The sequence below is a fragment of the Allobosea sp. P2_B12 genome, assembly GCF_056404835.1.
This window is the reverse complement of sequence record NZ_JBFUDG010000001.1, coordinates 199,161-221,588: the sequence shown is the minus strand read 5'-3', so window position 1 is coordinate 221,588 and position 22,428 is coordinate 199,161. Positions and strand designations below refer to the sequence as shown.

22 protein-coding genes are annotated in these 22,428 nt (G+C 66.6%); 9 read left to right on the top strand and 13 right to left on the bottom strand.

Annotated features, from left to right (window positions below):
• Positions 1-24: 24 nt before the first annotated feature.
• Genes AC1DYU_RS01085 through flaF form a run of 3 tightly spaced genes read left to right on the top strand, consistent with a single transcriptional unit; the run spans position 25 to position 2,176 of the window.
• Entirely contained in the window at positions 25-1,377 is a 1,353-nt protein-coding gene (locus AC1DYU_RS01085; protein ID WP_476790050.1) for a flagellin N-terminal helical domain-containing protein, read from the top strand.
• 51 nt (positions 1,378-1,428) lie between these two features.
• Entirely contained in the window at positions 1,429-1,821 is a 393-nt protein-coding gene (gene flbT, locus AC1DYU_RS01080; RefSeq protein ID WP_476790049.1) for a flagellar biosynthesis repressor FlbT, read from the top strand.
• Positions 1,805-2,176: a flagellar biosynthesis regulator FlaF gene (gene flaF / locus AC1DYU_RS01075; RefSeq protein WP_476790048.1), complete on the top strand. Its 372-nt coding sequence runs from the start codon at positions 1,805-1,807 to the stop codon at positions 2,174-2,176. Before flbT ends, flaF begins: the two co-directional genes overlap by 17 nt.
• A 79-nt stretch (positions 2,177-2,255) precedes the next feature.
• On the opposite strand, the gene AC1DYU_RS01070 is transcribed toward flaF, so the two are convergent.
• From AC1DYU_RS01070 to AC1DYU_RS01030, 9 genes are all read right to left on the bottom strand, one after another.
• Positions 2,256-3,773 carry a hypothetical protein gene (locus tag AC1DYU_RS01070; RefSeq protein ID WP_476790047.1) on the bottom strand — a complete coding sequence of 506 codons (1,518 nt, stop codon included), beginning with the start codon at positions 3,771-3,773 and terminating at the stop codon, positions 2,256-2,258.
• A gap of 7 nt (positions 3,774-3,780) precedes the next feature.
• Complete coding sequence (gene flgK, locus AC1DYU_RS01065) at positions 3,781-5,649, bottom strand: flagellar hook-associated protein FlgK (protein ID WP_476790046.1); 1,869 nt, start codon at positions 5,647-5,649, stop codon at positions 3,781-3,783.
• Positions 5,650-5,735: 86 nt separating this feature from the next.
• Positions 5,736-7,139 carry a flagellar hook protein FlgE gene (locus tag AC1DYU_RS01060; protein ID WP_476790045.1) on the bottom strand — a complete coding sequence of 468 codons (1,404 nt, stop codon included), beginning with the start codon at positions 7,137-7,139 and terminating at the stop codon, positions 5,736-5,738.
• A 181-nt stretch (positions 7,140-7,320) separates the two neighbouring features.
• Positions 7,321-8,334 (bottom strand): YcjF family protein, encoded by a 1,014-nt coding sequence (locus tag AC1DYU_RS01055; protein WP_476790044.1) that lies wholly within the window; start codon positions 8,332-8,334, stop codon positions 7,321-7,323.
• A gap of 44 nt (positions 8,335-8,378) precedes the next feature.
• Entirely contained in the window at positions 8,379-9,824 is a 1,446-nt protein-coding gene (locus AC1DYU_RS01050) for a YcjX family GTP-binding protein (protein WP_476790043.1), read from the bottom strand.
• Between the two features lie 31 nt (positions 9,825-9,855).
• The gene (locus tag AC1DYU_RS01045; RefSeq protein WP_476790042.1) at positions 9,856-10,371 is read right to left on the bottom strand and encodes a SixA phosphatase family protein; all 516 of its coding nucleotides are present in this window, start codon (positions 10,369-10,371) and stop codon (positions 9,856-9,858) included.
• Between the two features lie 96 nt (positions 10,372-10,467).
• Positions 10,468-10,839, bottom strand: coding sequence for a hypothetical protein (locus AC1DYU_RS01040; protein WP_476790041.1), 372 nt, complete (start codon positions 10,837-10,839; stop codon positions 10,468-10,470).
• A gap of 144 nt (positions 10,840-10,983) precedes the next feature.
• Complete coding sequence (locus tag AC1DYU_RS01035; RefSeq protein WP_476790040.1) at positions 10,984-11,889, bottom strand: cell wall hydrolase; 906 nt, start codon at positions 11,887-11,889, stop codon at positions 10,984-10,986.
• A 290-nt stretch (positions 11,890-12,179) separates the two neighbouring features.
• Positions 12,180-13,025: an AAA family ATPase gene (locus tag AC1DYU_RS01030; protein ID WP_476790039.1), complete on the bottom strand. Its 846-nt coding sequence runs from the start codon at positions 13,023-13,025 to the stop codon at positions 12,180-12,182.
• Between the two features lie 225 nt (positions 13,026-13,250).
• Here AC1DYU_RS01030 and AC1DYU_RS01025 point away from each other — a divergent pair, with 225 nt between their 5' ends.
• Positions 13,251-15,041, top strand: a complete 1,791-nt coding sequence (locus AC1DYU_RS01025) for a cation:proton antiporter domain-containing protein (RefSeq protein WP_476790038.1) — start codon at positions 13,251-13,253, stop codon at positions 15,039-15,041.
• Here the strand turns inward: AC1DYU_RS01025 and AC1DYU_RS01020 are convergent.
• Together AC1DYU_RS01020 and AC1DYU_RS01015 are read right to left on the bottom strand one after the other, a co-directional pair.
• Complete coding sequence (locus AC1DYU_RS01020; protein WP_476790037.1) at positions 14,980-16,095, bottom strand: glycosyltransferase family 4 protein; 1,116 nt, start codon at positions 16,093-16,095, stop codon at positions 14,980-14,982. The two genes, AC1DYU_RS01025 and AC1DYU_RS01020, sit on opposite strands and share 62 nt — an antisense overlap.
• Complete coding sequence (locus AC1DYU_RS01015; RefSeq protein WP_476790036.1) at positions 16,095-16,925, bottom strand: UDP-2,3-diacylglucosamine diphosphatase; 831 nt, start codon at positions 16,923-16,925, stop codon at positions 16,095-16,097. The genes AC1DYU_RS01020 and AC1DYU_RS01015 overlap by 1 nt, the downstream gene beginning before the upstream one ends.
• Before the next feature lie 124 nt (positions 16,926-17,049).
• Between AC1DYU_RS01015 and AC1DYU_RS01010 the strand changes: the two genes are divergently transcribed.
• From AC1DYU_RS01010 to AC1DYU_RS00990, 5 genes are all read left to right on the top strand, one after another.
• Positions 17,050-17,829: an SDR family oxidoreductase gene (locus AC1DYU_RS01010; RefSeq protein WP_476790035.1), complete on the top strand. Its 780-nt coding sequence runs from the start codon at positions 17,050-17,052 to the stop codon at positions 17,827-17,829.
• A gap of 307 nt (positions 17,830-18,136) precedes the next feature.
• Entirely contained in the window at positions 18,137-19,066 is a 930-nt protein-coding gene (locus AC1DYU_RS01005; RefSeq protein WP_476790034.1) for a DMT family transporter, read from the top strand.
• Between the two features lie 128 nt (positions 19,067-19,194).
• The gene (locus AC1DYU_RS01000; protein ID WP_158486518.1) at positions 19,195-19,815 is read left to right on the top strand and encodes an XRE family transcriptional regulator; all 621 of its coding nucleotides are present in this window, start codon (positions 19,195-19,197) and stop codon (positions 19,813-19,815) included.
• Positions 19,816-19,957: 142 nt separating this feature from the next.
• Positions 19,958-20,326, top strand: a complete 369-nt coding sequence (locus AC1DYU_RS00995; RefSeq protein ID WP_476790033.1) for an antitoxin Xre/MbcA/ParS toxin-binding domain-containing protein — start codon at positions 19,958-19,960, stop codon at positions 20,324-20,326.
• Positions 20,319-20,840 carry an RES family NAD+ phosphorylase gene (locus AC1DYU_RS00990; protein ID WP_476790693.1) on the top strand — a complete coding sequence of 174 codons (522 nt, stop codon included), beginning with the start codon at positions 20,319-20,321 and terminating at the stop codon, positions 20,838-20,840. Before AC1DYU_RS00995 ends, AC1DYU_RS00990 begins: the two co-directional genes overlap by 8 nt.
• Before the next feature lie 41 nt (positions 20,841-20,881).
• Here AC1DYU_RS00990 and AC1DYU_RS00985 read toward each other — a convergent pair whose 3' ends face one another.
• The gene (locus AC1DYU_RS00985) at positions 20,882-21,814 is read right to left on the bottom strand and encodes a c-type cytochrome (RefSeq protein WP_476790032.1); all 933 of its coding nucleotides are present in this window, start codon (positions 21,812-21,814) and stop codon (positions 20,882-20,884) included.
• Between the two features lie 152 nt (positions 21,815-21,966).
• Positions 21,967-22,413 (bottom strand): cytochrome c, encoded by a 447-nt coding sequence (locus tag AC1DYU_RS00980; RefSeq protein WP_158486522.1) that lies wholly within the window; start codon positions 22,411-22,413, stop codon positions 21,967-21,969.
• Between the last annotated feature and the right edge of the window lie 15 nt (positions 22,414-22,428).

Below are 22,428 nucleotides of genomic sequence, written 5' to 3'. Positions count from 1 at the left end.
AATCGCACTTCCAGGGGACCGAAGATGGCCAACACAATTCTCTCGAGCGGTGTCCGTAACAACCTGCTGACCTTGCAGCAGACTTCCGCTCAGCAGAGCGTGATCCAGAACCGGCTGGCGACGGGCAAGCGGGTCAATTCGGCAATCGACAACCCGGTCAATTTCTTCACCTCGCAGTCGTTGAACGACCGCTCGAGCCAGCTCACCGGCCTGCTCGACGGCATCTCGAACGGCATCCAGACCATTCAGGCCGCGTCCAAGGGCATCGACGGCATCACCAAGCTGGTGCAGTCGCTCCAGTCCACGGTGAAGCAGGCCCAGGCCGACGCCGCCCAGAACCGCCCGACCAAGGCCGGGACGGCGCTTGCCACCGCGACCGAGGCGGCGGTGACCAGCAAGAGCCTCAAGGACATCGCCCTCGACAAGCGCATTCGGGATACGGCTGGCGTCGACGTGCTCGACGACGGCATCGCAAACGCGGCGACCGCTTCCAGCCCAGGTGACTTGGGTATCGTTGAGGCCCAGACCTTCCTCGGTCTCTCGATAACGGCGGGTACGACGACCTATACCGCCTCGTTCGCCAGCGCCAACGCCACCGTTCGCGACGTCGTCAACGAGATCAACAAATCGGGCATCGCCACCGCCTTCATCGACGAGAAGGGTCAGCTCAACGTCAAGGGCACCGGCTCCGAGACGGTTGCCTTCGGCTTCGGCTCTTCCACCACTGGTCCGCTCGCGATCGCTGATGCTGGTGCTGTCGGCACCAACGACAACACCGCGCTCGGCTTTCTCGCCAATGACGGCGCCGTCGGCACCTCGGCTCTGACCTCGTCGAACGTCACTTCCGCTGTCCGCTCCAACCTCATCCAGCAGTTCAACGACATCCGCGATCAGATCGACAAGCTCGCCAAGGATTCGAGCTTCAACGGCATCAACCTGCTGCAAGGCGACCGCCTCTCGATCATCTTCAACGAGAAGACGGGCACCAACCAGACCAAGCTCGACATCCAGGGCTCGACCCTGACCTCGGACAATCTCGGCGTCGTCCAGGCGACGAACACGCAGCTCGCCGGCTTCTTCAACTTCCAGAACGATCTCGATCTGGACAAGGCGACCGCAGCGTTGACCGGCTCGCTGACCTCGCTCAAGTCCCTCGCCTCTACCCTCGGCTCGAACCTGTCGGTCGCGCAGACCCGTCAGGATTTCACCAAGGAACTGGCCAACGTCCTGACCAGCGGCGCCGACAACCTCGTGCTCGCCGATCCGAACGCCGAAGGCGCCAGCCTGCTCGCACTCAACACCCGCCAGCAGCTCTCGCAGACTGCGCTGTCGCTGGCCAACCAGGCCGATCAGGGCGTGCTCAGGCTCTTCGGCTGATCCCGCCGAAGACGACGCGCCCCCTCCCCCAGCCAGAAGGCCCAGACGAACATGGCTCTCAAGGTCGAGCTCAAGCCCAAGGAACGCATCATCATCGGCAAGGTGGTGATCCGCAACGACGAGCAGCGGACGCGCTTCTTCATCGAGGGCGACGCCCCGATCCTGCGCGAAAAGGACATCCTGACCGCCGCCACCGCCGACAGCCCGGCCAAGAAGATCTACCTCGCCATCCAGCTGATGTATCTGGCCGAAGACCCGATGCATCAGCACGAGGTCTATTTCGAGCTGGTGCGAGACTTCGTCCAGGCGGCGCCGAGCGCTCTGCCGCATATTCACGAGATTAATAACCGCATCTTAAGCAGCGATCTCTACAAAGCCCTCAAGGCAGCAAAAAAGCTGATCGCTTACGAAGCGGAACTCATCGAGAATGCAACACGGGTTTAACGCGTACGCCTCTGCCGCCAGAGCCAACCAGCAGGTCGACTCTCCCCGCGAACTCGAAGCCTCCCTGCTGATCAAGGCCGCCGTACGGCTGCAGGCGATTTGCGACGACTGGTCCCTGGCCGATCGTGGCCTGGACGAGGCGCTGAACTACAACCGCAAGCTCTGGACGCTGCTTGTCTCGGCCGTGGTCGCAGAGGACAATCCCCTGCCCGTCGGCATCAAGACCAACATGCTCAGCCTCGCCAATTTCATCTTCAACCAGACCTTCAAGATCTCCGCGAGCCCCGCTCCCGAGCCCCTGCGCGTCCTGATCGGCATCAATCGCGACATCGCGGCCGGCCTGCGCAGCCGCTGAAACCCTTCCGGTTCTCCTTCAAAACGAAAAGGGCCTCACCGTGAAACGGTGAGGCCCTTTTCGTTTCAGCGCGGCGATCTCAGAGATAGTTCGTCAGCGACAGCTTCGAGAGAATGGCGGTCGTCTGGTAGCTCGCCTGGAGCTGCGTCTGAAGCGCCAGGATCTGGACCGCGACCTCCTCTGTCGTGACGTTCTGGACGCTGTCGAGCGCCGTCGCCAGATAGTCCTTCGTGCTCTGATGGCGTTCCTTGGCGCGTGCCAAGGAGGTCTGCGACGAGCCGAACTCCGTGATGATCTCTGCCGGCTTCTGGACGCTGCCGCCGAAGCCGAGCTTCTCGCTGACGCGCGACGTCATCGCCTCGTAGCGGGTCTGCGAGTTCGGATCGGCAGCGGGAAAGGTCTCGATCGCCATCACAGCGAACTGCGCCAGACCGACGCGGAAGGCTTCCTCATTCGCCCGCGCACCGGTACCGACGAGCTGTCCCTTATCGACCTGGACGGTCGCGGTGCTTCGCGCCGGGTCGGAGTCGTCATCGCCCTGGTACCAGATCACGGTGTTGGCCGCGGTCCCGGCCGCGGGCGCGGCCGTCGCGGTGTTGTAGGGAGGCCCGGGCACGCGCAGCGGCGGGCTGCTGACGCTGCCGGCGAAAAAGTTCGCCGCCGCGACCTGCGAGGACGCCGCCGACAACGTCGTCGCCGCTCCCTTGGTCAGCGCCGCGGTGATCGAGCTGCGCAGATTGGCAGCGGTCGTGTTGACGTCCGCACCGATCTCGAAGCTGTCGCTGGCCGAACCGTTGGTATTCGGCGCGCGCGCCGTCAGGACGATCTCCTCCTGGGTGCCGTCCGGCAGGTTGAGCTTGATGCGCAGCGTGTCGCCCGCCGTCGGCAGGCTGGCCACGGTGACGGCGATGTCGGCCGGCGGGCCGGCGGTATAGACCGGCGTCATCGCGGCCGAGCTGCTGGACGCTCCGGCGAGCTTGAAACCATAGCTGTGCGCCGGCGCCTCGTCGGCGATGGTCGCCGTCGCGGCCGCACCACCCGTCGTCAGGCGGCCGAGCCCCGAGACGCCGAGATCGGCCTGCCTGCGCTCGGAGATCAGCTGCCTCAGGCCGGCACGCCCTGCCCCGTCGCCCTCGATCATCTCCGAGTAGCTGACGGTGGGCTGAACGTCCGAGGTCTTTCCCGAGAACAGGTAGCGGCCGTTGACGCTGGTGTTGAGCAGGTCGAGCGTCTGCTTGAACTTCTCCTCCGCCAGCACCTGCGGCGCGGAACGGCCCGTCGAACTCGCGACATAGCTGTTCGAGCGCGTGTCGTTGACCGTCTCGTTGGTCAGCTTGGCGAAGCTCTCCACGGCCTGGGACGAGAGCTTGAGGTTGACGTCAGCGAGAGCGATGCCGCCAAGCCAGGAATCGATGCTCGAAACCTTGGCGTTGAGGTCGAGGCTCGTGCGCCGGTCCATGCCGAGATCGCCATAGCTCTCGGCCCGCTCCTTCGTCGCCAGCTGACGCTCGAGATCGGCGAGCTGGCCGCGGGTGGAGACGAAGCTGTTGCCTGTTGCGGAACGGTAGGCTCCGGTGCCGTAGGAGGTGATGGTCATGGTGCGCTCACACTCTCATCAGAACGTCCATCATCTCTTTCACGGTCGAGATGATGCGGGCGTTGGCGGCATAGGCGGTCTGGAGCTCGATCAGCGTTGACATCTCTTGGTCGACATTGACCTGGGAGGTCTCCTGGAAGCGGCTCTGGATCGCGGCGAGAGCGACTTTCTGGCCCTCGTCGAGCCGCTGGGCGGTCGCGACCGCCTGGCCCTGCGAGGACACCACGCGTTGCACGAAGCTCGAGACGGTCGAGTTCGTCGTCGCGGTCGAGCCGTCGAGGCCCGTGCTGTTGGTGAAGGCGCGCTGGCTCTGGGTCAGCCGGTCCAGCATCAGTTTCGGCCGCGTCGCGTCGCCCTGCGCCGTCGTCGTGTCGAAGGTCACCAGCTTCGACCGGTCCGCGATCAGCGCCGAGTTGATCCCGATCCGGCCGGCAAAGCCCACAGCCTGCGAGCCGTTCTCATAGGAACCCGTGTAGAGGCTGCCGCCGTTGCCGGCGTCGACGAACAGCGGCAACTCGGCAGTGCCACCGGCCGAGGACAGGCTGGTCGCTGTCGGCCTGGCGGTCAGCGCCTTGACGTCGCGCGTACCGGCGGCGCCGTCATCGACGATCCGCAGCACCGAGCCGGTGTTGGAGACGGTAAAGCCGCCGCCGATCGCCGCCTGCATCTGCGTCGCGACCGAAGCCGGGCCGCCCGAAAAATCGATTCCGATGACGCGGTTGTTGGCATCGCCGCTGGCCGAGGCCGGCAAAGGCAGCGACGCGCCCGATTCGACGCGCACGAAGGTGAAGCGCTGCGTCGCCCCGCCGGGCGTCACGGCATAGTCGAGCGTGACACTGTTGCCGGACTGCAGCCCGGTGAGATCGACATCGAAACCCGTCGCCGCGCCCGCCGTCACGGGCGTGCCGGCAATCACCTTGTCCGACAGCGCGCTGGAGAGCTGCGCCGCGATCTCGTCGAGCTGGGCCTGCGCCTGGACGAGCGTCTTGTCGCGCATCTCGACCAGCGCTGCGATCTCGCCGGACCGGAACGTCTTGTTGGCGATGGCGTCCATCACGCCACCGGAACTGGTGGTCATGGTGATCGTGCCGACACCGCGCTGCGCGGGGTTGCTGCTCCACTGATCGTCGGGACCGAGGCTCGAATGCGCGTCGAAACCGAAGGTCACCGCGGGGCGGCCATCGAAGATCTGCGTGCCGGCACCGGTCGTGATGCTGATCGAGCCGCGCGCATCCTCGCTGGTCTTGATGTCGATGTACTGCGACAGCTCCGACAGGATCAGGTCGCGCTGGTCCTTGAGGTTGGCTGTCGCGGGGTCGTTGGGAGTCCCGACGATCCGGGCGTTCACCTTCGTCAGCGCGCCCAGCAGGTCGTTGACCTGCGTGACGGCGCTGGCGATGCCGCTTTCAGCCTGGCCCCGCAGCGCCTGTACGCCGTCGGACAGCGTGTTCAGCCGGGTCGCGAGCTGCGTCGCGGAATCGAGCACGCCCGTCCGCAGGCTGTAGGACGACGGGTCGTTCTGCAGCGCCTGCAGCGCGCTGGTGAAACCGTTATAGACCGTGTCGAGCGCGGTCGTGCTGCCCGGCGCGCCATAGAGCTTGTCGATGCTGGAGAGCATATCCGCGCGCGTCGAGGTGTAGGCGGCGCCCGAGGATTCCTGCCAGAGCTGGTGCTGGACGATCCGGTCGAGCAGGCGCTGGACCTGCGTGCTCTGCGTCCCGACCGTCTGGCCGCTGAGGCTGTCGGCGGTCGAGACGGTGCGCCGGATATAGCCCGTCGTCCCGGCATTGGCGACGTTCTGCGAGACGACGCCGATGCCGACCTGCGTGGCGTTCAGCCCCGCGATCGCGGTATTGAGGGACGTGCTGAGACCCATTGCCAGCTCCTGTCGCTACCAGCGGTCCTTCTGGACCGCGCCAAACCCGGCTTCGAAGACTGCCTCGAAGACCTGCCTCAAAGACCTCAGCGGATGATGCTGAAGACGTCGCGCAGCATCTCCTGCGCCGTGGTGATCACCTTGGTGTTGGCCGAGTAGGCCTGCTGGGTGACAATCATCTTCGAGAATTCGTCGGCGATGTCGGTGTTGGACTGCTCGATATTGCCGCCGATGAGCTGCGAGGTGCCGAGCCCGATGATCGGCGGGCCGGATTCGATCGTCTCCTCGAAAGCGCCGCCATCGAGCCGCTTCAGGGCGTTGTCGGCGTTGAAGCGGGCGACCGAGAGCTGGGCCAGCGCCACGACCTGGCCGTTGCTGAAGGTGCCGATGACCTGGCCGTCGGCCGAGACCGAGGTGCGGTCGAGCGTGCCGGCGGTGTAACCATCCTGCCGGATCGAGCGGGCGTCGATCTGCCCGCTGACGTCGCCGTTCTGGGTCAGCCCGTTGCCGCCGGTCGTGACCTGGATGCCGGTGATCGTCGTGCCGGCAATGGTCATCGTCGGCAGCGTGATGTTGCCGCTCGCCGGCGCCGTCAGCTGCCCCGTCGTTCCGAAGGTGATGCTGGTATTGGTATTGCGGTAGGCGACGGCGGCACCCGTCGCACTGGTGTTCTCGGCGACGAACAGGTTCCAGGTGTCGGCGGCGGCCGGGCCGGGAACAGGCGGGGCATAGTTCGTCGTCTTGGCCCAGCGCAGCTCGACGCTGGTCGCCTTGCCGAGCGAGTCGTAGACCGTGACAGAGCCGCCGGGGATCGACTGGTTGAGGAAGCTGGTGATCTCGCTGCCGATGACGATGCCGGTGCCGCCCTGCGTGGTCGAGAGCGGGTTGCTGGTGAAGCCGGTCGGGCTCAGCAGCTCCGAGCCGGGGGTCGCCACATTGGCATTGTTGGTGCCCGGAAAGGCGGGGATGTTGGCGCGGTACTCGATCGAGGTCGTGGCCTTCGCCGGGAACTGCTCCTTGGTGATGCGCAGCACCTCCGGCTGGGTGCCGATCAGCGAGCCCGTCACCGTGTCGATCTTCAGCCCCTTGAGGTAGTAGCCGGCACCGTTGACGAGATAGCCGTTGGCGTCGAAATCGAAATCGCCGCGGCGCGTGTAGAGATTGCTGTTGGAGAACTGCATGTTGGTGCCGACGCCGTTGAGGCGCTGGTCGACCACGAAGAAGCCGTCGCCGTTGATCGCCGCATTGGTGTCGATCCGCGTCGCGGTCAGATCACCTTGGATCGAGTTCGTGGCCTGGCTGTAGGCCGCCACCGAACCCGAGATCTGCCGGTTCAACGCCGAATCCGGCACGAGGTCGGAGAAGGTCGTATCGACCCTCTTGAAACCGGCCGTGCGGGAATTGGCGATGTTGCCGGAGATGTTCTCAAGCGCATAGGACTGCGCCTGCATCCCGGAAACCGCTGTCGTCAATGCGCTGAAGACACCCATGAAACCCTCACCTCGACCGGCGCCCCCAAAGGGCTGCCCTCAACTTCGAGGCGATAACTGCACGCGCCATGCCATGCCTGAACGCATGATATTTCAAGGGCTTGCATGGTTTCCAAGGTGTTTCGCGGCGGTTTCAGCCGGGCAGAATCCGCCAGCCTCGGCAAAATCTGCCGCGCGCTTGTCAGGGTGAACCCTGTTCGGGTGCGCCGCGCCACGAGGTCAGGTCGCCCGCGACGTCGCCCAGCGTCGGTGGCGTCGCCTCGACGAAGGGCAGCGGCCGGCACACCGCCAGCGCCGCCAGGCCGATGCGCGCCGTCAGCAGCCCGTTCAGCACGCCCTCCCCGAGTTTGGCCGAGAGACGCGCCGCCAGCCCCTGCCCGACCACCTGCTGGATCACCGCATCGCCCGCCGCAATGCCGCCGGTGACGACGAGATGGCCCAGCACCTGCCGCCCGAGCCGGATCAGCCCGAGCGTACCCGGCCTGCCGGCATAGATGCCGGCGATCGTCCGCAGCAGCCGCGCACAGGCGACCAGCACGAAGACGACGTCGATCAGCGCACGCGGGCTGACCGCCGTCACCAACGAGACGCGCCGCGCCGCCTGTGCGATCTGCGCCTGCGCCTGAGCGTCGAGCGGCGCCATCAGGCTGCGCTCGGCCACCGTCAGAACGTCGCGCGCGGCAAAGAGTTGGGGCAGGCTGTCGGCGAACAGCGCCCGCCCCTTTGCCGTATCTGCTCGTGATGCGTAGAGGCGGTTCAAGTCCTCCGCCACGGCCTGAGCCTCCGTCAGGCTGCTGCCCGCTAGAGCAGCCGTGGCGCGCAGGCGCAGCGCCTCGACCTTGCGTTCGCGCAGGATGTCTCTGAGCACGCGGACGAGCATGACGAGCAGCGCCAGGGCGGCGAGCGCAGCAAAGGCCAGCGCCGCATAGCCCAGCACCGGGCTCTCATTCATCAGCGAGACGATGGTGCGCTCGGCCCAGACACCGATCGAGAGCGTCAGGAAACCCGACAGCCCAGCGACGAAGAGACCACCCCAGGACCAGCGCCGCCGCGCGACGGCAACGACAGCAGGCTCGACGGCGTCGATCGGCTCGCTTTCCGGCAGGATCGCGACGCCGTGCTCGCGAAACGACGACCCGGCATCCGGCTCGATCCCTGCTGCATCGAGACGCACGGCGCGCGGTGCCTTGCTCATGACCTGTTCTCCCAACACCGCGCCTTCTTCTCGATGCCATTTCTTCACGACAGCCTGTCCCCGATCAGGAACTCGAGCGCGCGGTCGAGGCGGATCTGCGGCGGTGGCCGGGTGCGACCGCCCGCATCGGCCTCGACCAGCGGTGGCCGAAAGCGCGGCGCCCGGATCTGCCAATGCGATCCCGGATCGAAGATCGCAGCCGCATGTTCAGGGAGTTCGCCGGGGAAGATCGCGACCTCGCCCAGCCCGTCGAAGACTTCGCCATCGACGGTCTCTCCCGCCTCCGGCACGCCGGCAATGGCGGGCAGGTCGTCGCGGCCATGCTTCATCCGAACCTCGCGCGTCGCCCGCACCGCGGCGAGCGCCATGGACTCGACCCTCGCACCCGCCCCTTGCGCCCGCGCGGCGGCACGGGCGACGAGATGCGACATCACCGCCGCCAGCCGGTCATGGCTGGTGTGGTGGACATGGTCGGCCTTGGTCGCGGCAAAAAGCACCCGCTCGATGCGCGGCGCAAACAGGCTCGACAGCCAGGAATTGCGCCCGACCTGGAAGGCTGCCAGCGCCTGGCCGAGCGCGGTCTCGAGATCAGCCAGCGCCGGCGCCCCGGCATCGAGCGCGGCCAGCACGTCGACCAGCACGATCTGCCGGTCGAGCCGGGCAAAATGGTCGCGGAAGAACGGCGCCACCACGACGCGCTTATAGGCCTCGAAACGCCCGGCCATCAGCCCGGCGAGCGTGCCGGCCTGCGGCTCGGAATCATGGCGCAGATCGAGCGGCGCGAAAGTCAGGGCCGGCGAGCCTTCGAGATCGCCCGGCATCAGGAAGCGCCCCGGCGGCGTCACCGCCACCGCCTCTGGATCGGCTCTGAGCCTGGCGAGATAGGCCTTGAACAGATCGCTCGCGGCTTCAGCCGCCAGTTCGTCGGGCGGCCCGGCCGGATCGCGCCGCGGCAGATCGGCAAGCCAGTCGGAGGCGGCCGCCTGCCGGTGCGCCTTGCGCGCATCGCCGACCGCCTGGCGCGACCAAGTCTTGTAGTCCTGTCCGATCAGCGCGAGGTCGAGCAGCCATTCGCCGGGATAATCGACGATGTCGAGCGTCAGCGTCGCCGGCCCCTTGAACCAGCCGGCAGCGCGCTCATAGTCGATCTCGACGCGCAGCTCCGAAATCCGGCGGGTCGATTCCGGCCAGCGCCGCGCCTCGCCGGTGAGCGATGCGCGGTGCGCCTCATAGGGAAAGCGCGGAATCTCGGGGTCCGGCTGCGGCACGAGGCGCACACGCGAAATCCGCCCCTCGGTCACGGCCTTGAGCACCGGCAGCTTCGCACCCTCGATCAGGTTCTGGATCAACGCGGTGGTGAAGACGGTCTTGCCCGAGCGCGACAGGCCGGTGACACCCAGCCGCAGGCGCGGCCGCGCCATCCCGAGCAGGCTGTCACCGAACGCCAGCGCAGCATTGCGCGCCTCGTCGAGATAGGAGTTTTGGCTCACGAGGCGGCCGCCTTGCGACTTGCGGCCTTCCTCACTCGTCGGGCCCTTCGCCAAGCGTGGCTGGCGTGACGAAACGATCCAGGCGGCCGCCGCGCGGAGCAAGATCGCGCCAGTCCTCGATCGCGAAATCCAGCACGGCGAGGCCGCAGGTCGGATATTTCTGGGTCATGCGCGCCGAGGCGTAGCGGTCGCCATGGCCGGTCAGAAGCGCCGCGAGCTCCTCGAAACCGGGATTGTGGCCGATCATCAGCAGCGTCTTCACCGCCGGCTCGGTCTCGCGCAAGACATGCATCAGGCGCTCGGTCTTCGCCTCGTAGATGCGCGGCTCGACATGGCTGCCGGGCTTTTCCGGCAGCATGACCCGGACCATCTCCCAGGTCTCCGCCGTACGCCTGGCCGGCGAGATCAGCACGAGATCGGGCAGCAACAATTCGTCGGCGAGATAGCGGCCCATGACGGGCGCAGCCTCGCGGCCGCGCGCGGCGAGCGGGCGGTCCCGGTCAGCCACGCCTTCGGGCCAGTTCGATTTCGCGTGGCGGAGCAGCATGAGACGTCGCATCCGCGCAACCTAATGGTGCCGGCAGTATTTTGCGAGAGTGTCGACGAGCTTGGCCAAGCCTGAGGATACCAGTGCCGACGGATGTCAGTTGCCCCGGCTGGTGTCGACCATCGGCGGCGGCTGGATCACGGGGATATTGGTGAGTTCGTCCGGCAATGGCCGGCTGGAGCAGGCCAGGTGCAGATCCCGGCTGAACTGCCTGCGCTTGATGTTCCGCTGGTTCGTCACATTGATGGTCGCCAAGGTCCCCGATGGGCTGATCGCGTGCATCAGGAACTCCGATTTGAAGCGGTCGCTCTCCTCCTGCTCATAGCCCCCGGCCCGCTGCCTCATCGCCTTGCAGGCCGCACTCTGCCATTTCGGATCGCTCGTTCCCAGCCCTTCGGCGTAGGTCTGAGGCTGCGTGGCGCAGCCCGCACAGACCAAACCCATTGCGACTGCTGCCTGCCATTTCATTGAACCACCGCTCCGGTTTTGCGCGGCCATCGAGAATGAGGCAGCCGACACCCAACCCTGACCGGGTCGAGCGGTTCCATGGCCGTGAAGGTTCGGCTGGATGAGCGGTGCTTCGGAAGCGAGGTTGACAGGCTTGAGTGCGGCTCAGTCGAGCCGCAGGCCGCCGCGAAGGCTGCTTCCGTGAGGCATCACCGCAGCGAGGCGGGCATCGCTCTTCGACGGCGCGACGAAGGCGCGCATGGCCTTCTTGGGCAGATCGAGATCGAGCGGCCGGCCGGGCGGCAGCGGTGCCGTGATGAGCACAGCCAAAGCCGTACTTGCGGGGGCAGCGGCTGCGGGCGCGGCCGGTGCGAAGGCCAGCGGCGCGGCGGCGAAGGACGTCGGCGCCGCAGACGAGGCGGTCGTGGCCAGAGGCGCAGGCTCGGACACGGCTGCGAGCTGATAGCTCGGCTCCTCGATACGGCGACGCTCGGGCCGTTCGCCCTTCACATAGAAGGCGTTGCCGCCCGCCACCGTCACGTAATGCATGTTCGCGTAGGAGAAGCGCATCCCGGCCATGTGAAAGTGCTTGGCGTTGCCCACCGCCTCGGCGCGCTTGCCATCCAGGATCGCCTCGGCGGCCGCCTCGACCCTCGGCAGGTCGCGCGCCGCCATGGAGCGCGTCAGCACGCCCGGGGCGAACTGACGCGGCGCGCCGACGACGCCGCAGATCGTCTCGGGATAGCGCGGCGATTCCACCCGGTTCAACACGACCGTGCCGACGCTGAGCAGGCCCGTGTCGCTCGACCGATTCGATTCGAAATACATCGCGCGGACGAGGCATTCCTTCTCGCGCGGATCGGCTTTGGCCAGGGCGATAGCGCGTTTGCGAGCTTCCTGGGGCGATTTGGCGACTGGTGCGGCGGTTGTCGAAGCGGTCTCGACAGGCGACATGCTGCAGGCGCCGAGCGCCGGCGCAGCCAGTGAAATCAGCAGCGGGATCGCTTTGCGGCTGTAGCGGGTCATCCCCGAGAAACGGACAGCATCGGCAGCGATCACGGCGCGCTTCATGCGGCAGCCTCCTGATTGGGGATCTGGGCTGCCGCGGGCGGCGGGCCGTCGTCACCGGAAGGAACGCTGAAACCCTTAACAGAAAGTTAATCCCGGACGGAAGAGGCAAGAGAGCGCAGCGGCGGAGCGGCCCCGTTTGCGGGCTTTGATCCATCAGCCCTCATCCTGAGGAGCGCTCGGCACGAGCGCGTCTCGAAGGATGCTCCAGATGGTTCCGGAGCCTCATGGAGCATCCTTCGAGACGCCGCTGCGCGGCTCCTCAGGATGAGGGCTCGCGAGGGTGATGCGGTCTACCGCCCTTCCCGCCTGACCATGAAGGCCAGCTTCTCGAACAGGCTGACGTCCTGCTCGTTCTTCAGCAGCGCGCCATGCAGCGGCGGGATCAGCTTGCGCGGATCGCGCTCGCGCAGCACCTCGGGGCCTATATCCTCGGCGACGAGGAGCTTCAGCCAATCGAGCAGCTCGGAGGTCGAGGGCTTCTTCTTGATGCCCGGCACCTCGCGCACCTCGAAGAACAGCTTCAGCGCCTCCTCCATCAGCCGCTTCTTGATGCCCGGGAAATGGACCTCGACGATTCGCTGCATCGTCTCCGTGTCGGGAAAGCGGATGTAGTGGAAGAAGCAGCGCCGCAGGAAGGCGTCGGGCAGCTCCTTCTCGTTGTTGGAGGTGATGATCATCACCGGCCGGCGCGCGGCCCTGATCGTCTCGCCGGTCTCGTAGACATGGAACTCCATGCGGTCGAGTTCGAGCAGCAGGTCGTTGGGGAACTCGATATCGGCCTTGTCGATCTCGTCGATCAGCAGCACCGGGCGCTCGGCCGAGACAAAGGCGTCCCAGAGCTTGCCGCGCTTGATGTAGTTGCCGATCTCGGAGACGCGCGGGTCGCCGAGCTGGCTGTCACGCAGGCGGCTGACCGCGTCGTATTCGTAGAGCCCCTGCTGCGCCTTGGTGGTCGATTTGATGTGCCAGGTGATCAGCGGCGCGCCCAGGGCCGCCGCGATTTCCTCGGCCAGCACGGTCTTGCCGGTGCCGGGTTCGCCCTTGACCAGCAGCGGCCGCTCCAGCCGGATCGCGGCATTCACCGCAACCGTCAGATCCTCGGTGGCGACGTAGTTCTCGGTGCCGGAAAAACGCATGCAGGAAGCCTTCTGAGCGATGTCAGACAAGGCTAGCCCAGGATGCACGCGACAGGAAACCTCCGATCGATCACGCTCCGCGCAAGCTGCCTGCGCTAAGGCCAAAGGCGGAAAGGCGAATTTCGGCGGCAGCCAAGTGACGATGATGTCGCGGCGGTTGTGTTGCCACGCCCCAGACCGCACAGTTCGCGGGCTTCCTCATCGCTCGAATCGCAAGGCGCCGCCGTGGCCGGAACCGTCGATCCTTCCGTCTACAAGGACGCCATCGTCGTGCTCGCGACGGCCGGCGTGATCGTGCCTTTCGCCAAGAGCCTGAAGATCAATTCGATCGTCGCCTTCATGGCCTGCGGCGCCCTGCTCGGCCCTTTCGGGCTCGGCGGCTTTTCCGCAACGGTCCCCTTCCTCGACGCGATCACCGTCTCCAGCCCTGAGGCGCTGGCAGGTCCCGCCGAACTGGGCGTCGCCTTCCTGCTCTTCGTGATCGGGCTGGAGCTCTCCTTCGAGCGCCTGGTGACGATGCGGCGGCTGGTCTTCGGGCTGGGGCTCGGACAGGTCGCGCTATCGGCCGGCGCCATCGGCGCGGTCGCCTATGCCCTGGGCCAGCCGGCGGCGGCCTCGCTCATCATCGGATTCGGCCTCGCGCTGTCCTCGACCGCGATGGTGGTCGAACTGCTCTCGGCCAGGAAGCGCATGACCTCATCGGCCGGCCGCGCGAGCTTTGCCGTGCTGCTCTGCCAGGACATCGCCGTCATCCCGCTGCTCTTCCTCGTCAGCGTGCTCGGCGCGCAGAACGGCGGCGGCTCGCTGCTGGCGGGCCTTGCCCAGGCGCTGCTCCAGGCCTTTGCCGCCATCGCGACGATCGTGCTCGTCGGGCGGCGGGGCCTGCGCCCGCTCTTCCGCCTCGTCGCCTCGACCGATTCCTCCGAGAGCTTCATGGCAGCCACGCTGCTGGTCGCGCTCGGCACCGGAATGATCGCCGCCGCCGCCGGGCTGTCGATGGGGCTTGGCGCCTTCATCGCCGGGCTCTTGCTGGCGGAGACGGAGTATCGCCGCGCCATCGAGGTCACCATCGAGCCGTTCAAGTCGCTGCTGATCGGCGTCTTCTTCCTCACCGTCGGCATGGGCGTGAATCCGGCCGAACTCGCCGCCCATCCCCTCGCCATCCTGGGAATCGCGGTCGGCCTCTTCGCCACGAAATCGCTGCTGGTCTTCGGGCTCGCCCGTGTCTTCAAGCTGTCGAAGGCGACCGCGCTCGAAGCCGCGATCATGATCGGCCCCGGTGGCGAATTCGCCTTCGTCCTGCTCAACGGCGCGGTTGCCGCCAAGCTTCTCGGACAGGAGCCGGCGAGCCTGGTGCTGGCCGGCGTCTCCCTGACCATGATCGCGCTGCCGCTGCTGGCACGCCTCGCCCGCGCGCTGTCGCTGAAGCTCGCCGCGCCGGTCATGCTGCCCGACGAGGCCAAGGTGCTGCCGCCCGACGACCATTCCGCCCGCGCGATCGTCGTCGGTGGCGGCCGCGTCGGCCAGCTCGTCGGCAGCATGCTCGAGGAGCACCGCAAGCCCTATATCGTGATCGATTCGGACGCCTCGCTGATCGCGGCCCAGCGTCGTGCAGGGCGGCCGGCCTTCTACGGTGACGCCACCAAGCCGGACTTCCTGCGGCTCTGCGGGCTCGACGAAGCCACCGCGCTGATCGTGACGATCGACTCGCCGCGCGCCGTCGATGCCACCGTGCTGGCGGCGCGCGCATTGCGGCCCGAACTCGTCATCGTCGCCCGCGCCCGCGACGCGGCCCATGCCCGCCATCTCTACGAAATCGGCGTCAACGACGCCGTGCCGGAGACGATCGAGGCCAGCCTGCAATTGTCGGAGGCCGCGCTTGTCGGGCTGGGCGTGCCGATGGGCCTTGTCATCGCATCCGTGCATGAACGGCGCGACGACTTCCGCGCCCAGCTCAAGCCGTCAGATGCGTCGGCCCCAGCTCTTCCGCGAGACGCGCGCTCGCGAAGGCTGTAACGCCCGGGGCCGGGGCGACAGCCGCGCCATTGCGCGGAATCCGGCCAGCATGCTCGCTGACGACCTGCCGGATATGGCCGTAGAACTGCGCCGCGCTGCGCTGCCAGCTATGGCTGGCGGCGAGTTCGAGACAGGTCTCCGTCGGGATGCGCAGCGCCTGCAACGCCGCCGAGCGCAGATCCTCGTTCAGAACCGCGGCCCCGCTGCCGGCGAAGACGTCGCTCGGCCCCTGCACCGGAAAGGCGGCGACTGGCAGCCCGCTGGCCGCTGCCTCCAGCAGGACGATGCCGAAGGTGTCGGTCAGACTCGGGAAGACGAAGACGTCGCAGGAGGCGTAGATCGCCGCCAGATCCTCGCCCTCGCGCGTGCCCAGGAAGGTCGCATCCGGATAGGCACGCTGCAGGTCGGCGCGGGCCGGCCCGTCGCCGACCACGACCTTGCTGCCGGGCAGCCGCAGCGACAGGAAGGCGTCCAGGTTCTTCTCGACCGCGACGCGCCCGACGCTGAGGAAGATCGGGCGCGGCAGGTCGAGCACGCTCTGCAGGCGCGGATGGAACAGGGACAGATCGACACCTCGCCCCCAGCGCACGATCTTCTCGAAACCGTGCTGGCGCAGTTCCGTTTCCACGGATGCGGTCGAAACCATGACGGCCGCGGCCGGGCCATGAAAGCGGCGCAGGAAGCGGTAGCTCCAGCTTTCGGGGATCGGCCAGCGCGCCGCGACATATTGCGGAAAGCGGGTGTGGTAGCTCGTCGTGAACGGCCGCTTCTGCGCCATGCAGACCGCCCGCGTCAGCCAGCCGATCGGCCCCTCGGTCGCAATGTGGATATGATCGGGCGCGAAATCCTCGATCCGCTCCGCCAACGCCCGCCGCGTCGCCAGCGCGATGCGGATATCGGGATAGCTCGGCAAGCCGATCTGGCGGAAGCCCTCGGGCGTCAGCATCTTCGGCGTCACCCCGAAATCGGGTCCGGCCTCCGCCATCCGCTCCAGCGAGCGGACGACGCCATTGATCTGCGGACGCCAGGCATCCGTCGCGATCATGACGCGCATCAGGCCGCCTCGACCAGCGCCGGCACCGGTGTCGGCCGCGCCGGCACCACGACCGGCACGGGCGCCTCACCCCTGAGACGGCCTTGCGGCCAGCGGATCATCTCGAAGCGCCCGTCATGATGCTCGATGAAGGCGGTGCAGCTTTCGACCCAGTCGCCGGTGTTGATGTAGGTCAGGCCGTCGATCTCGCGGTAGGCGGCGTGGTGGATATGGCCGCAGACGACGCCGTCGGCATGATGCCGGCGCGCTTCGGCGGCCAGGCAGGTCTCGAACTCGCCGATATAATTGACCGCGTTCTTGACCTTGTTCTTGGCCCAGGCCGAGAGCGACCAGTGCGGCAGCGCAAACCAGCGCCTGATCTTGTTGACCACCGTATTGGACGCCAGCGCGATCGTGTAGGCCCAGTCGCCCAGCAGGGCGAGCCATTTGGCATTGCGCACCACGAGGTCGAACAGGTCACCATGGATGACCAGCAGGCGCTTGCCGTCGGCGGTCTCGTGGATGACCTCGTCGACGAGCGTGATGCCACCGAACTGCAAGCCGGTGAAATCCCGCAGGAAATCGTCGTGGTTGCCGGTGACGTAGATCAACTTCGAGCCCTTGCGGACCTTGCGCAAAAGCTTCTGGATCACGTCGTTATGCGACTGCGGAAAATACCAGCCGCTCTTCAGCCGCCAGCCATCGATGATGTCGCCGACCAGATAGATCTGCGGCGCGTCATAGGCACGCAGGAATTCCAGGACCAGATCGGCCTGCGCCCCGCGCGTGCCGAGGTGCAGATCCGAAATGAAGATGCTGCGAACCTGCTTCGCGTCGTCCTCGTCGCCCATGCCACCCGGCCCATCTTGTTGCGATGCGTCCGGCATGTGTCTGATTTGCATTGCGCTTTGATGACGGAACCAGCGATCCGTGGTCTGTCTGCGGTTCAGGGTACGAAGCCTTCGGAGCAATGAGATGGATCTTGGAATTTCCGGCCGCACGGCCATCGTCTGCGCCTCCAGCAAAGGTCTCGGTCGCGCCTGCGCGCAGGCACTGGCCGAAGCCGGCTGCACCATCGTCGTCAATGGCCGCGACGCGGCCACGCTCGAAGCCACCGCGAGCCAGATTCGTGCCAGCACCGGCGCGACCGTCATCGCCGTCGTCGCCGACGTTTCGAGCCGTGCCGGTCAGGACGCCCTGCTCGCGGCGGCCCCCGATCCCGACATCCTGATCAACAACAATGGCGGCCCCCCGCCGAAACCGTTTCGCGATGTGTCCCGCGAGGCGCTTCTGGAAGGCGTCGTCCAGAACATGGCGACGCCACTCGAACTGGTGCAGCGTGTCGTCGACGGCATGATCGCCAGGCGCTTCGGGCGAATCGTCAACATCACCTCGGCCAGCGTGCTGACCCCGCTGACCGGGCTCGACGTCTCCTCGGCGGCACGGGCCGGGCTCACCGCCTTCCTCGCTGGCGTCGCCCGCGAGGTCGCCCATGCCAATGTCACGATCAACAACGTCCTGCCGGGCAGCTTCGATACCGACCGGCTGAAAAGCGGGCTGACGAAGATGGCCGCGATCAAGGGCCTGAGCGTCGACGAATTCGCCGAGCAGCGCCGGAAGGACGTGCCCGCCGGGCGTTTCGGCGAGGCCGACGAATTCGGCAAGCTCTGCGCTTTCCTCGCCAGCGCCCATGCCGGCTACATCACGGGCCAGAACTTTCTGATCGACGGCGGAGCCTTCAGGGGCAGCTTCTGAGAGTTTATGGGCACCTCAGCCCTCATCCTGAGGAGCCGCGAAGCGGCGTCTCGAAGGATGATCCAGATATCTCCGGAGCCTCGGCGAGCATCCTTCGAGACGCCAATCCGATCGGAATGGCTCCTCAGGATGAGGGCTGAGGTTGGTCCGGGCGACGTCGAAATTTGCACCGATAGGCGGCAGGCTGCCCGCCCGCCGCCTATCGGGGTTGCAGGCTTAACGCTTTGAAGCCCCGGCTGCGCGTGTTCTAACGGCGCGCACCTTCGCGGCGTTCGCCGCCGCCTTGCCCTCCCACTGCGCCGGTCCGTTGTCCCCTCTCCTCGGCATCAGCCTCAAGCTCATCTCGGCATTGGCCTTCACGCTGATGTCGGCCGGCATCAAGTCGATCGCCGCGCGCTATCCGACGGGCGAACTCGTCTTCTTCCGCTCCTTCTTCGCGCTGATTCCCCTGCTGGTCTGGCTGGCCTGGCGCTCTGAACTGCCGGCCGCGCTCAAGACGAGCAATCTGCGCGGCCATATGAAGCGCGGCGTCATCGGCTCGACCGGCATGTTCTGCGGCTTCGCCGCCCTCCAGTTCCTGCCGCTCTCGGATGCGGTGGCGCTCGGCTATGCCGCCCCCCTCGCGGTGGTGGTGCTGGCCGCCGTCGTGCTCAAGGAACGCGTCCGGATCTATCGCTGGAGCGCCGTGACGATCGGCTTCGTTGGCGTCCTGATCATGCTCTCGCCGCATCTGACCGGCGGCACGCTCTCGCAGGGGCTGCAGGGCGGCCCGGCGCTGGGCGCTGCGCTTGGCCTGGCCGGCGCCTGCTGCTCGGCCTTCGCCTCGATCGAGGTGCGCCTGCTGACCAAGACCGAGCAGACCGGCGCGATCGTCTTCTACTTCATGCTGCTGACCAGCGCGCTCGGCCTTACGACCCTGGCGTTCGGCTGGCGCATGCCCGATCTCACGGATGCCGTCCTGATGGTGGCGATCGGCATCCTGGGCGGCCTCGGCCAGATCCTGCTCGTGCAGGCCTATCGCTTCGGCGACGCCTCGCTCATCGCGCCGTTCGAATATTCGACGATGATCTGGGCGGTCATCATCGGCTGGTTCCTGTTCGGCGAATGGCCGGCGGGCACGATCCTGACCGGCGCCGCGATCGTCATCGCCTCTGGCATCTACGTCATCCTGCGTGAACAGCAGCTCGGCCTGCTGAAGCGCGAGCAGCGCGAGATCGGTTCGACCCGCTCGACCTGAGCTGCGTCCAGAGGGAAACCCTCCCGAGAGGCGGCTTGCCCGCCGCGTCCGGAACGGGCATTGTCCGCTCAGACAAACGATCGTTCGCTTGCGCAAACGATCCAGCATGCGAGTCAGGCTAGGACAGGATGGGTATCGAGACGAAAGAGCGTGGCGGACGCGAGTTCGAATCCGGGGCTCATGTCATCTCGGGCCAGCTCGGCAAGACGATCCAGCGCCTCCGCAAGGCCTACAACTTCTCGCTCTCGGAGCTCGCCGAGCAATCCGGCGTGGCGAAGTCGATCATCAGCCAGATCGAGCGCAACGAAACCAATCCGACCCTGGCGACGATCTGGCGGCTCTCCCAGGCGCTCGACATCTCGATCGAGCGCGTGCTGTCCAGCGGCGAGGAAGAGCCCTTCATCGAGAAGACGGCCCGCGCCGACACGCCGATCCTGGTCTCGGAGGACGGCAAGCTCAAGCTCGCCATCATCGGCTGGATCAAGACGGTCGAATGGCTGCAATGGTATGATGTCCAGTCGGAACCGGGTGGCGAGCTCGATTCCGAAGGCCACCAGCGCGGCTCGATCGAATCCCTCTCCGTCAGCTCGGGCGAGTTCGAGGTCGAGGTCGGCGACATCATCCAGCGCGCCAAGGCGGGCGAGACCCTGCGCTACCGCTGCGACCGCCGCCACGTTGTCCGCTGCGTCGGCAGCGAGCCGGGAACGGCGATGATGGTGTGTATCCTCAAAGCGGCGGTGATGGAGTAGGCGGCACGCTGTCCAACTCCCCGTTGAGCTCTGCCGCACTGCTGCATCTGCGATCTGTCATCGCCTGCGGCTCGATCTTGAAGCGGATGCGCTTCGGGCGCATATTGATCACAGATTGATCAACCACTGCAGGATTTGCGACATGTCCGCTGCCTTCGAGCTGACGGCGACGGCCTTTAGGGAAAGCGGCCAACCCTATCTCTCGGCGCGGCGCGTCTCCGAGAAGCTCGGCCTCCCCCTTACCGAACTGGCCGCGATGATCGGCGTCGCGCGTACAACGCTGACCGCCAAATCCGGTTTGCGCAAAGTCGACAGCGCGCTGAGCCCGCTCGTGCGCATCATCGCCATGGCCGCCGAGATGGCCGGCGACGAGGGACGCGCCGCGATCTGGTTCAAGCATCAGCCCTTGCCGGGCTGGGGCGGCAAGACGGCGCTCGATCTGGTGCGGGACGGAAAAAGCGACCGGGTCCTAGACTATCTCGAATCGGTGCGCGCGGGTGTCTATTCCTGAACCCGGCCCGGGATCCGACCTGATCCTGTGGCGGGCTTATGTGCCGCGCTGGTCCTATCGTCCACTGTCTGGCGAGGGTGCGGCGCGCTATGGCGGCCGCTGGAACTCAATCGGGCAGCCATGCCTTTATGCCGCCTGCGAGCTTTCGACGGCCTGGGCCGAATACAATCAGGGTTTCGTGCAGCATCCCGCCTTGATCGCGCAGCTCCAGGTGGAGAGGGCCCGCCTCTTCGATCTGACCCGGCCTGACAATCTGGACATGGCAGGCGTGACGATGGACATCCATCATGTCGCATGGCGCGCCGAACTCGACGCGGGCGTCAAACCGGCGACCCATCTGCTGGCTGAGCGGCTTCTTTCAGCGGGCTGGAACGGTCTGCTCTACCCCTCCTTCATGTCGCGGGGCGGGGCTTGCGTTGCGCTGTGGGATTGGAACGCCGGGGATGGCGGCCCGAAGGTCACCGTGATTGATCCCGAGCAGCGCCTCCCGAGAACGAGCCGTTCCTGGTCATGACACGCGCGTTGTCCTGAGCCGAGTTTCGCGGTTTCGCAACATCACCCGCCCGGCCTGACCGGTCCCTGCACCGCCGGCAGTGACTTCAGATACTCCGCCATCGCCAGCCGGTCGGCATCGGGCAGTTGCGCGATGTTGCGCACCACCGCCGCCATCTCGCCGCCGACGCTGTCGAAGCTCGGCGTGAAGCCGGTCTTGAGCAGCTCGGCGATCTCCCCCTTCGACCATTTTCCGAGCGCGTCGGGATGCTGGGTGATATTAGGCACACGGCCCTCGCCGGTCGGGTTCGGCCCGCCGGCGAAGCGTGTCGCCTGGATGATGGCGCCGAGCGCATTGCGGCTGGAATGGCATTCGGCGCAATGGCCGGGCCCGTTCACCAGATAGGCGCCGCGATTCCACGCCTCGCTTCTGGCCGGATCGGGCTTGAACGCCGCACCCTCGAAGAACAGCAGTTTCCAGCCGCCGACGACGCGGCGGATGTTGAAGGGGAAGCGCAGGTCATGCCCCGCCGCCCGGCCCTCGACGGGCGCGAGCGTGCGGATATAGGCGAAGAGATCGGCCAGCGCCTTCGGCGGCATCAGCCGGTAGGAGGTGTAGGGGAAGGCCGGGTAATAGTGCTGCCCGGCTGGCGAGACGCCCGTCGCCATCGCGTCGACGAAGTCCTTCACCCCCCAGTTGCCGATGCCGTCGCGCGTATGCGGCGAGATGTTGGGCACATGGAAGGTTCCGAACGTCGATGCGAGGGTCAGTCCGCCCCCGAGCCGTAGCTTGTCGTCCTGGTTCGGCGTCGCATGACAGGAGGCGCAGCCACCCGCGGCGAACAAAAGCTTGCCGTTGTCCAGATCGGGCGCCGGCAGCGTGCCGATCTCCGGCGACGGCGACACGATGCGGGGATCGGTCAGGACATAGAACCCCCCGAACCCGACCGCCGCCAGCAAAACGAGCGTGACCAGCAGACGGCGCAGACGCAGCATGTCGGTTCTCTCCCAAAGCGCCGATCAGGCGCGGACACGCCGCGCGAGGATATGTCGATAACGCGAAGCGCGCCGGAAAGCTCCCCACGCGCAAGCGAGCGGACGGAGGGTCCGCTCGCCATCATGCCTGAGCGCGGCTTGCGCCACAGTCCTCACTTCTTGATGCGATAGGTCTCGTGGCAAGTGCCGCAGTTCTTGGTGACGTTGCCGAAAGCCGTGCGGAAGCCGCCGACATCGGCCACGGCAGCACCCGCCGCCGCATCCGTCTCGAACTTGGCGAATGCCGCCTTGAAGCCGGCTTGGTCCTCCCAGATCTTCGGCGACGCCGTGGTGTCGCCGCCGGTCTTGGCGCTGTCCGGGAACAGGCCGGGCATTTTCTTCGACGCATCGGCATAGACCTTGAAGACGGCCTGTGCCTTGGCAGCGTCGAACGGGACCTCGCCCTTGGCGATCGCCGCGCCGTCGCGCGTGGCGGCGCCAACACCCTTCATCGTGTTGCGGCGCTCGGTGGTGGGATCGGACTGGGCGACCACGGCGGTCAGGCCAATCCCGAACACGCCAACTCCGAGGACGGCTGCGACAAAAGCGGTACGGATCATGGAGGCTTATCCCTG

Bases quoted from the DNA above. Each gene is read 5' to 3' on its own strand.
- AC1DYU_RS01040 (WP_476790041.1), bottom strand. From the start codon at position 10,839: ATGAAATGGCAGGCAGCAGTCGCAATGGGTTTGGTCTGTGCGGGCTGC.
- AC1DYU_RS01045 (WP_476790042.1), bottom strand. From the start codon at position 10,371: ATGCTGCTCCGCCACGCGAAATCGAACTGGCCCGAAGGCGTGGCTGAC.
- AC1DYU_RS01070 (WP_476790047.1), bottom strand. From the start codon at position 3,773: ATGACCATCACCTCCTACGGCACCGGAGCCTACCGTTCCGCAACAGGC.
- AC1DYU_RS01030 (WP_476790039.1), bottom strand. From the start codon at position 13,025: ATGCGTTTTTCCGGCACCGAGAACTACGTCGCCACCGAGGATCTGACG.
- AC1DYU_RS01085 (WP_476790050.1), top strand. From the start codon at position 25: ATGGCCAACACAATTCTCTCGAGCGGTGTCCGTAACAACCTGCTGACC.
- AC1DYU_RS01060 (WP_476790045.1), bottom strand. From the start codon at position 7,139: ATGGGTGTCTTCAGCGCATTGACGACAGCGGTTTCCGGGATGCAGGCG.
- flaF (WP_476790048.1), top strand. From the start codon at position 1,805: ATGCAACACGGGTTTAACGCGTACGCCTCTGCCGCCAGAGCCAACCAG.
- AC1DYU_RS00995 (WP_476790033.1), top strand. From the start codon at position 19,958: ATGTCCGCTGCCTTCGAGCTGACGGCGACGGCCTTTAGGGAAAGCGGC.
- AC1DYU_RS01010 (WP_476790035.1), top strand. From the start codon at position 17,050: ATGGATCTTGGAATTTCCGGCCGCACGGCCATCGTCTGCGCCTCCAGC.
- AC1DYU_RS01000 (WP_158486518.1), top strand. From the start codon at position 19,195: ATGGGTATCGAGACGAAAGAGCGTGGCGGACGCGAGTTCGAATCCGGG.
- AC1DYU_RS00980 (WP_158486522.1), bottom strand. From the start codon at position 22,413: ATGATCCGTACCGCTTTTGTCGCAGCCGTCCTCGGAGTTGGCGTGTTC.
- AC1DYU_RS01015 (WP_476790036.1), bottom strand. From the start codon at position 16,925: ATGGGCGACGAGGACGACGCGAAGCAGGTTCGCAGCATCTTCATTTCG.
- AC1DYU_RS01035 (WP_476790040.1), bottom strand. From the start codon at position 11,889: ATGAAGCGCGCCGTGATCGCTGCCGATGCTGTCCGTTTCTCGGGGATG.
- AC1DYU_RS01055 (WP_476790044.1), bottom strand. From the start codon at position 8,334: ATGAGCAAGGCACCGCGCGCCGTGCGTCTCGATGCAGCAGGGATCGAG.
- flgK (WP_476790046.1), bottom strand. From the start codon at position 5,649: ATGGGTCTCAGCACGTCCCTCAATACCGCGATCGCGGGGCTGAACGCC.
- flbT (WP_476790049.1), top strand. From the start codon at position 1,429: ATGGCTCTCAAGGTCGAGCTCAAGCCCAAGGAACGCATCATCATCGGC.
- AC1DYU_RS01020 (WP_476790037.1), bottom strand. From the start codon at position 16,095: ATGCGCGTCATGATCGCGACGGATGCCTGGCGTCCGCAGATCAATGGC.
- AC1DYU_RS00985 (WP_476790032.1), bottom strand. From the start codon at position 21,814: ATGCTGCGTCTGCGCCGTCTGCTGGTCACGCTCGTTTTGCTGGCGGCG.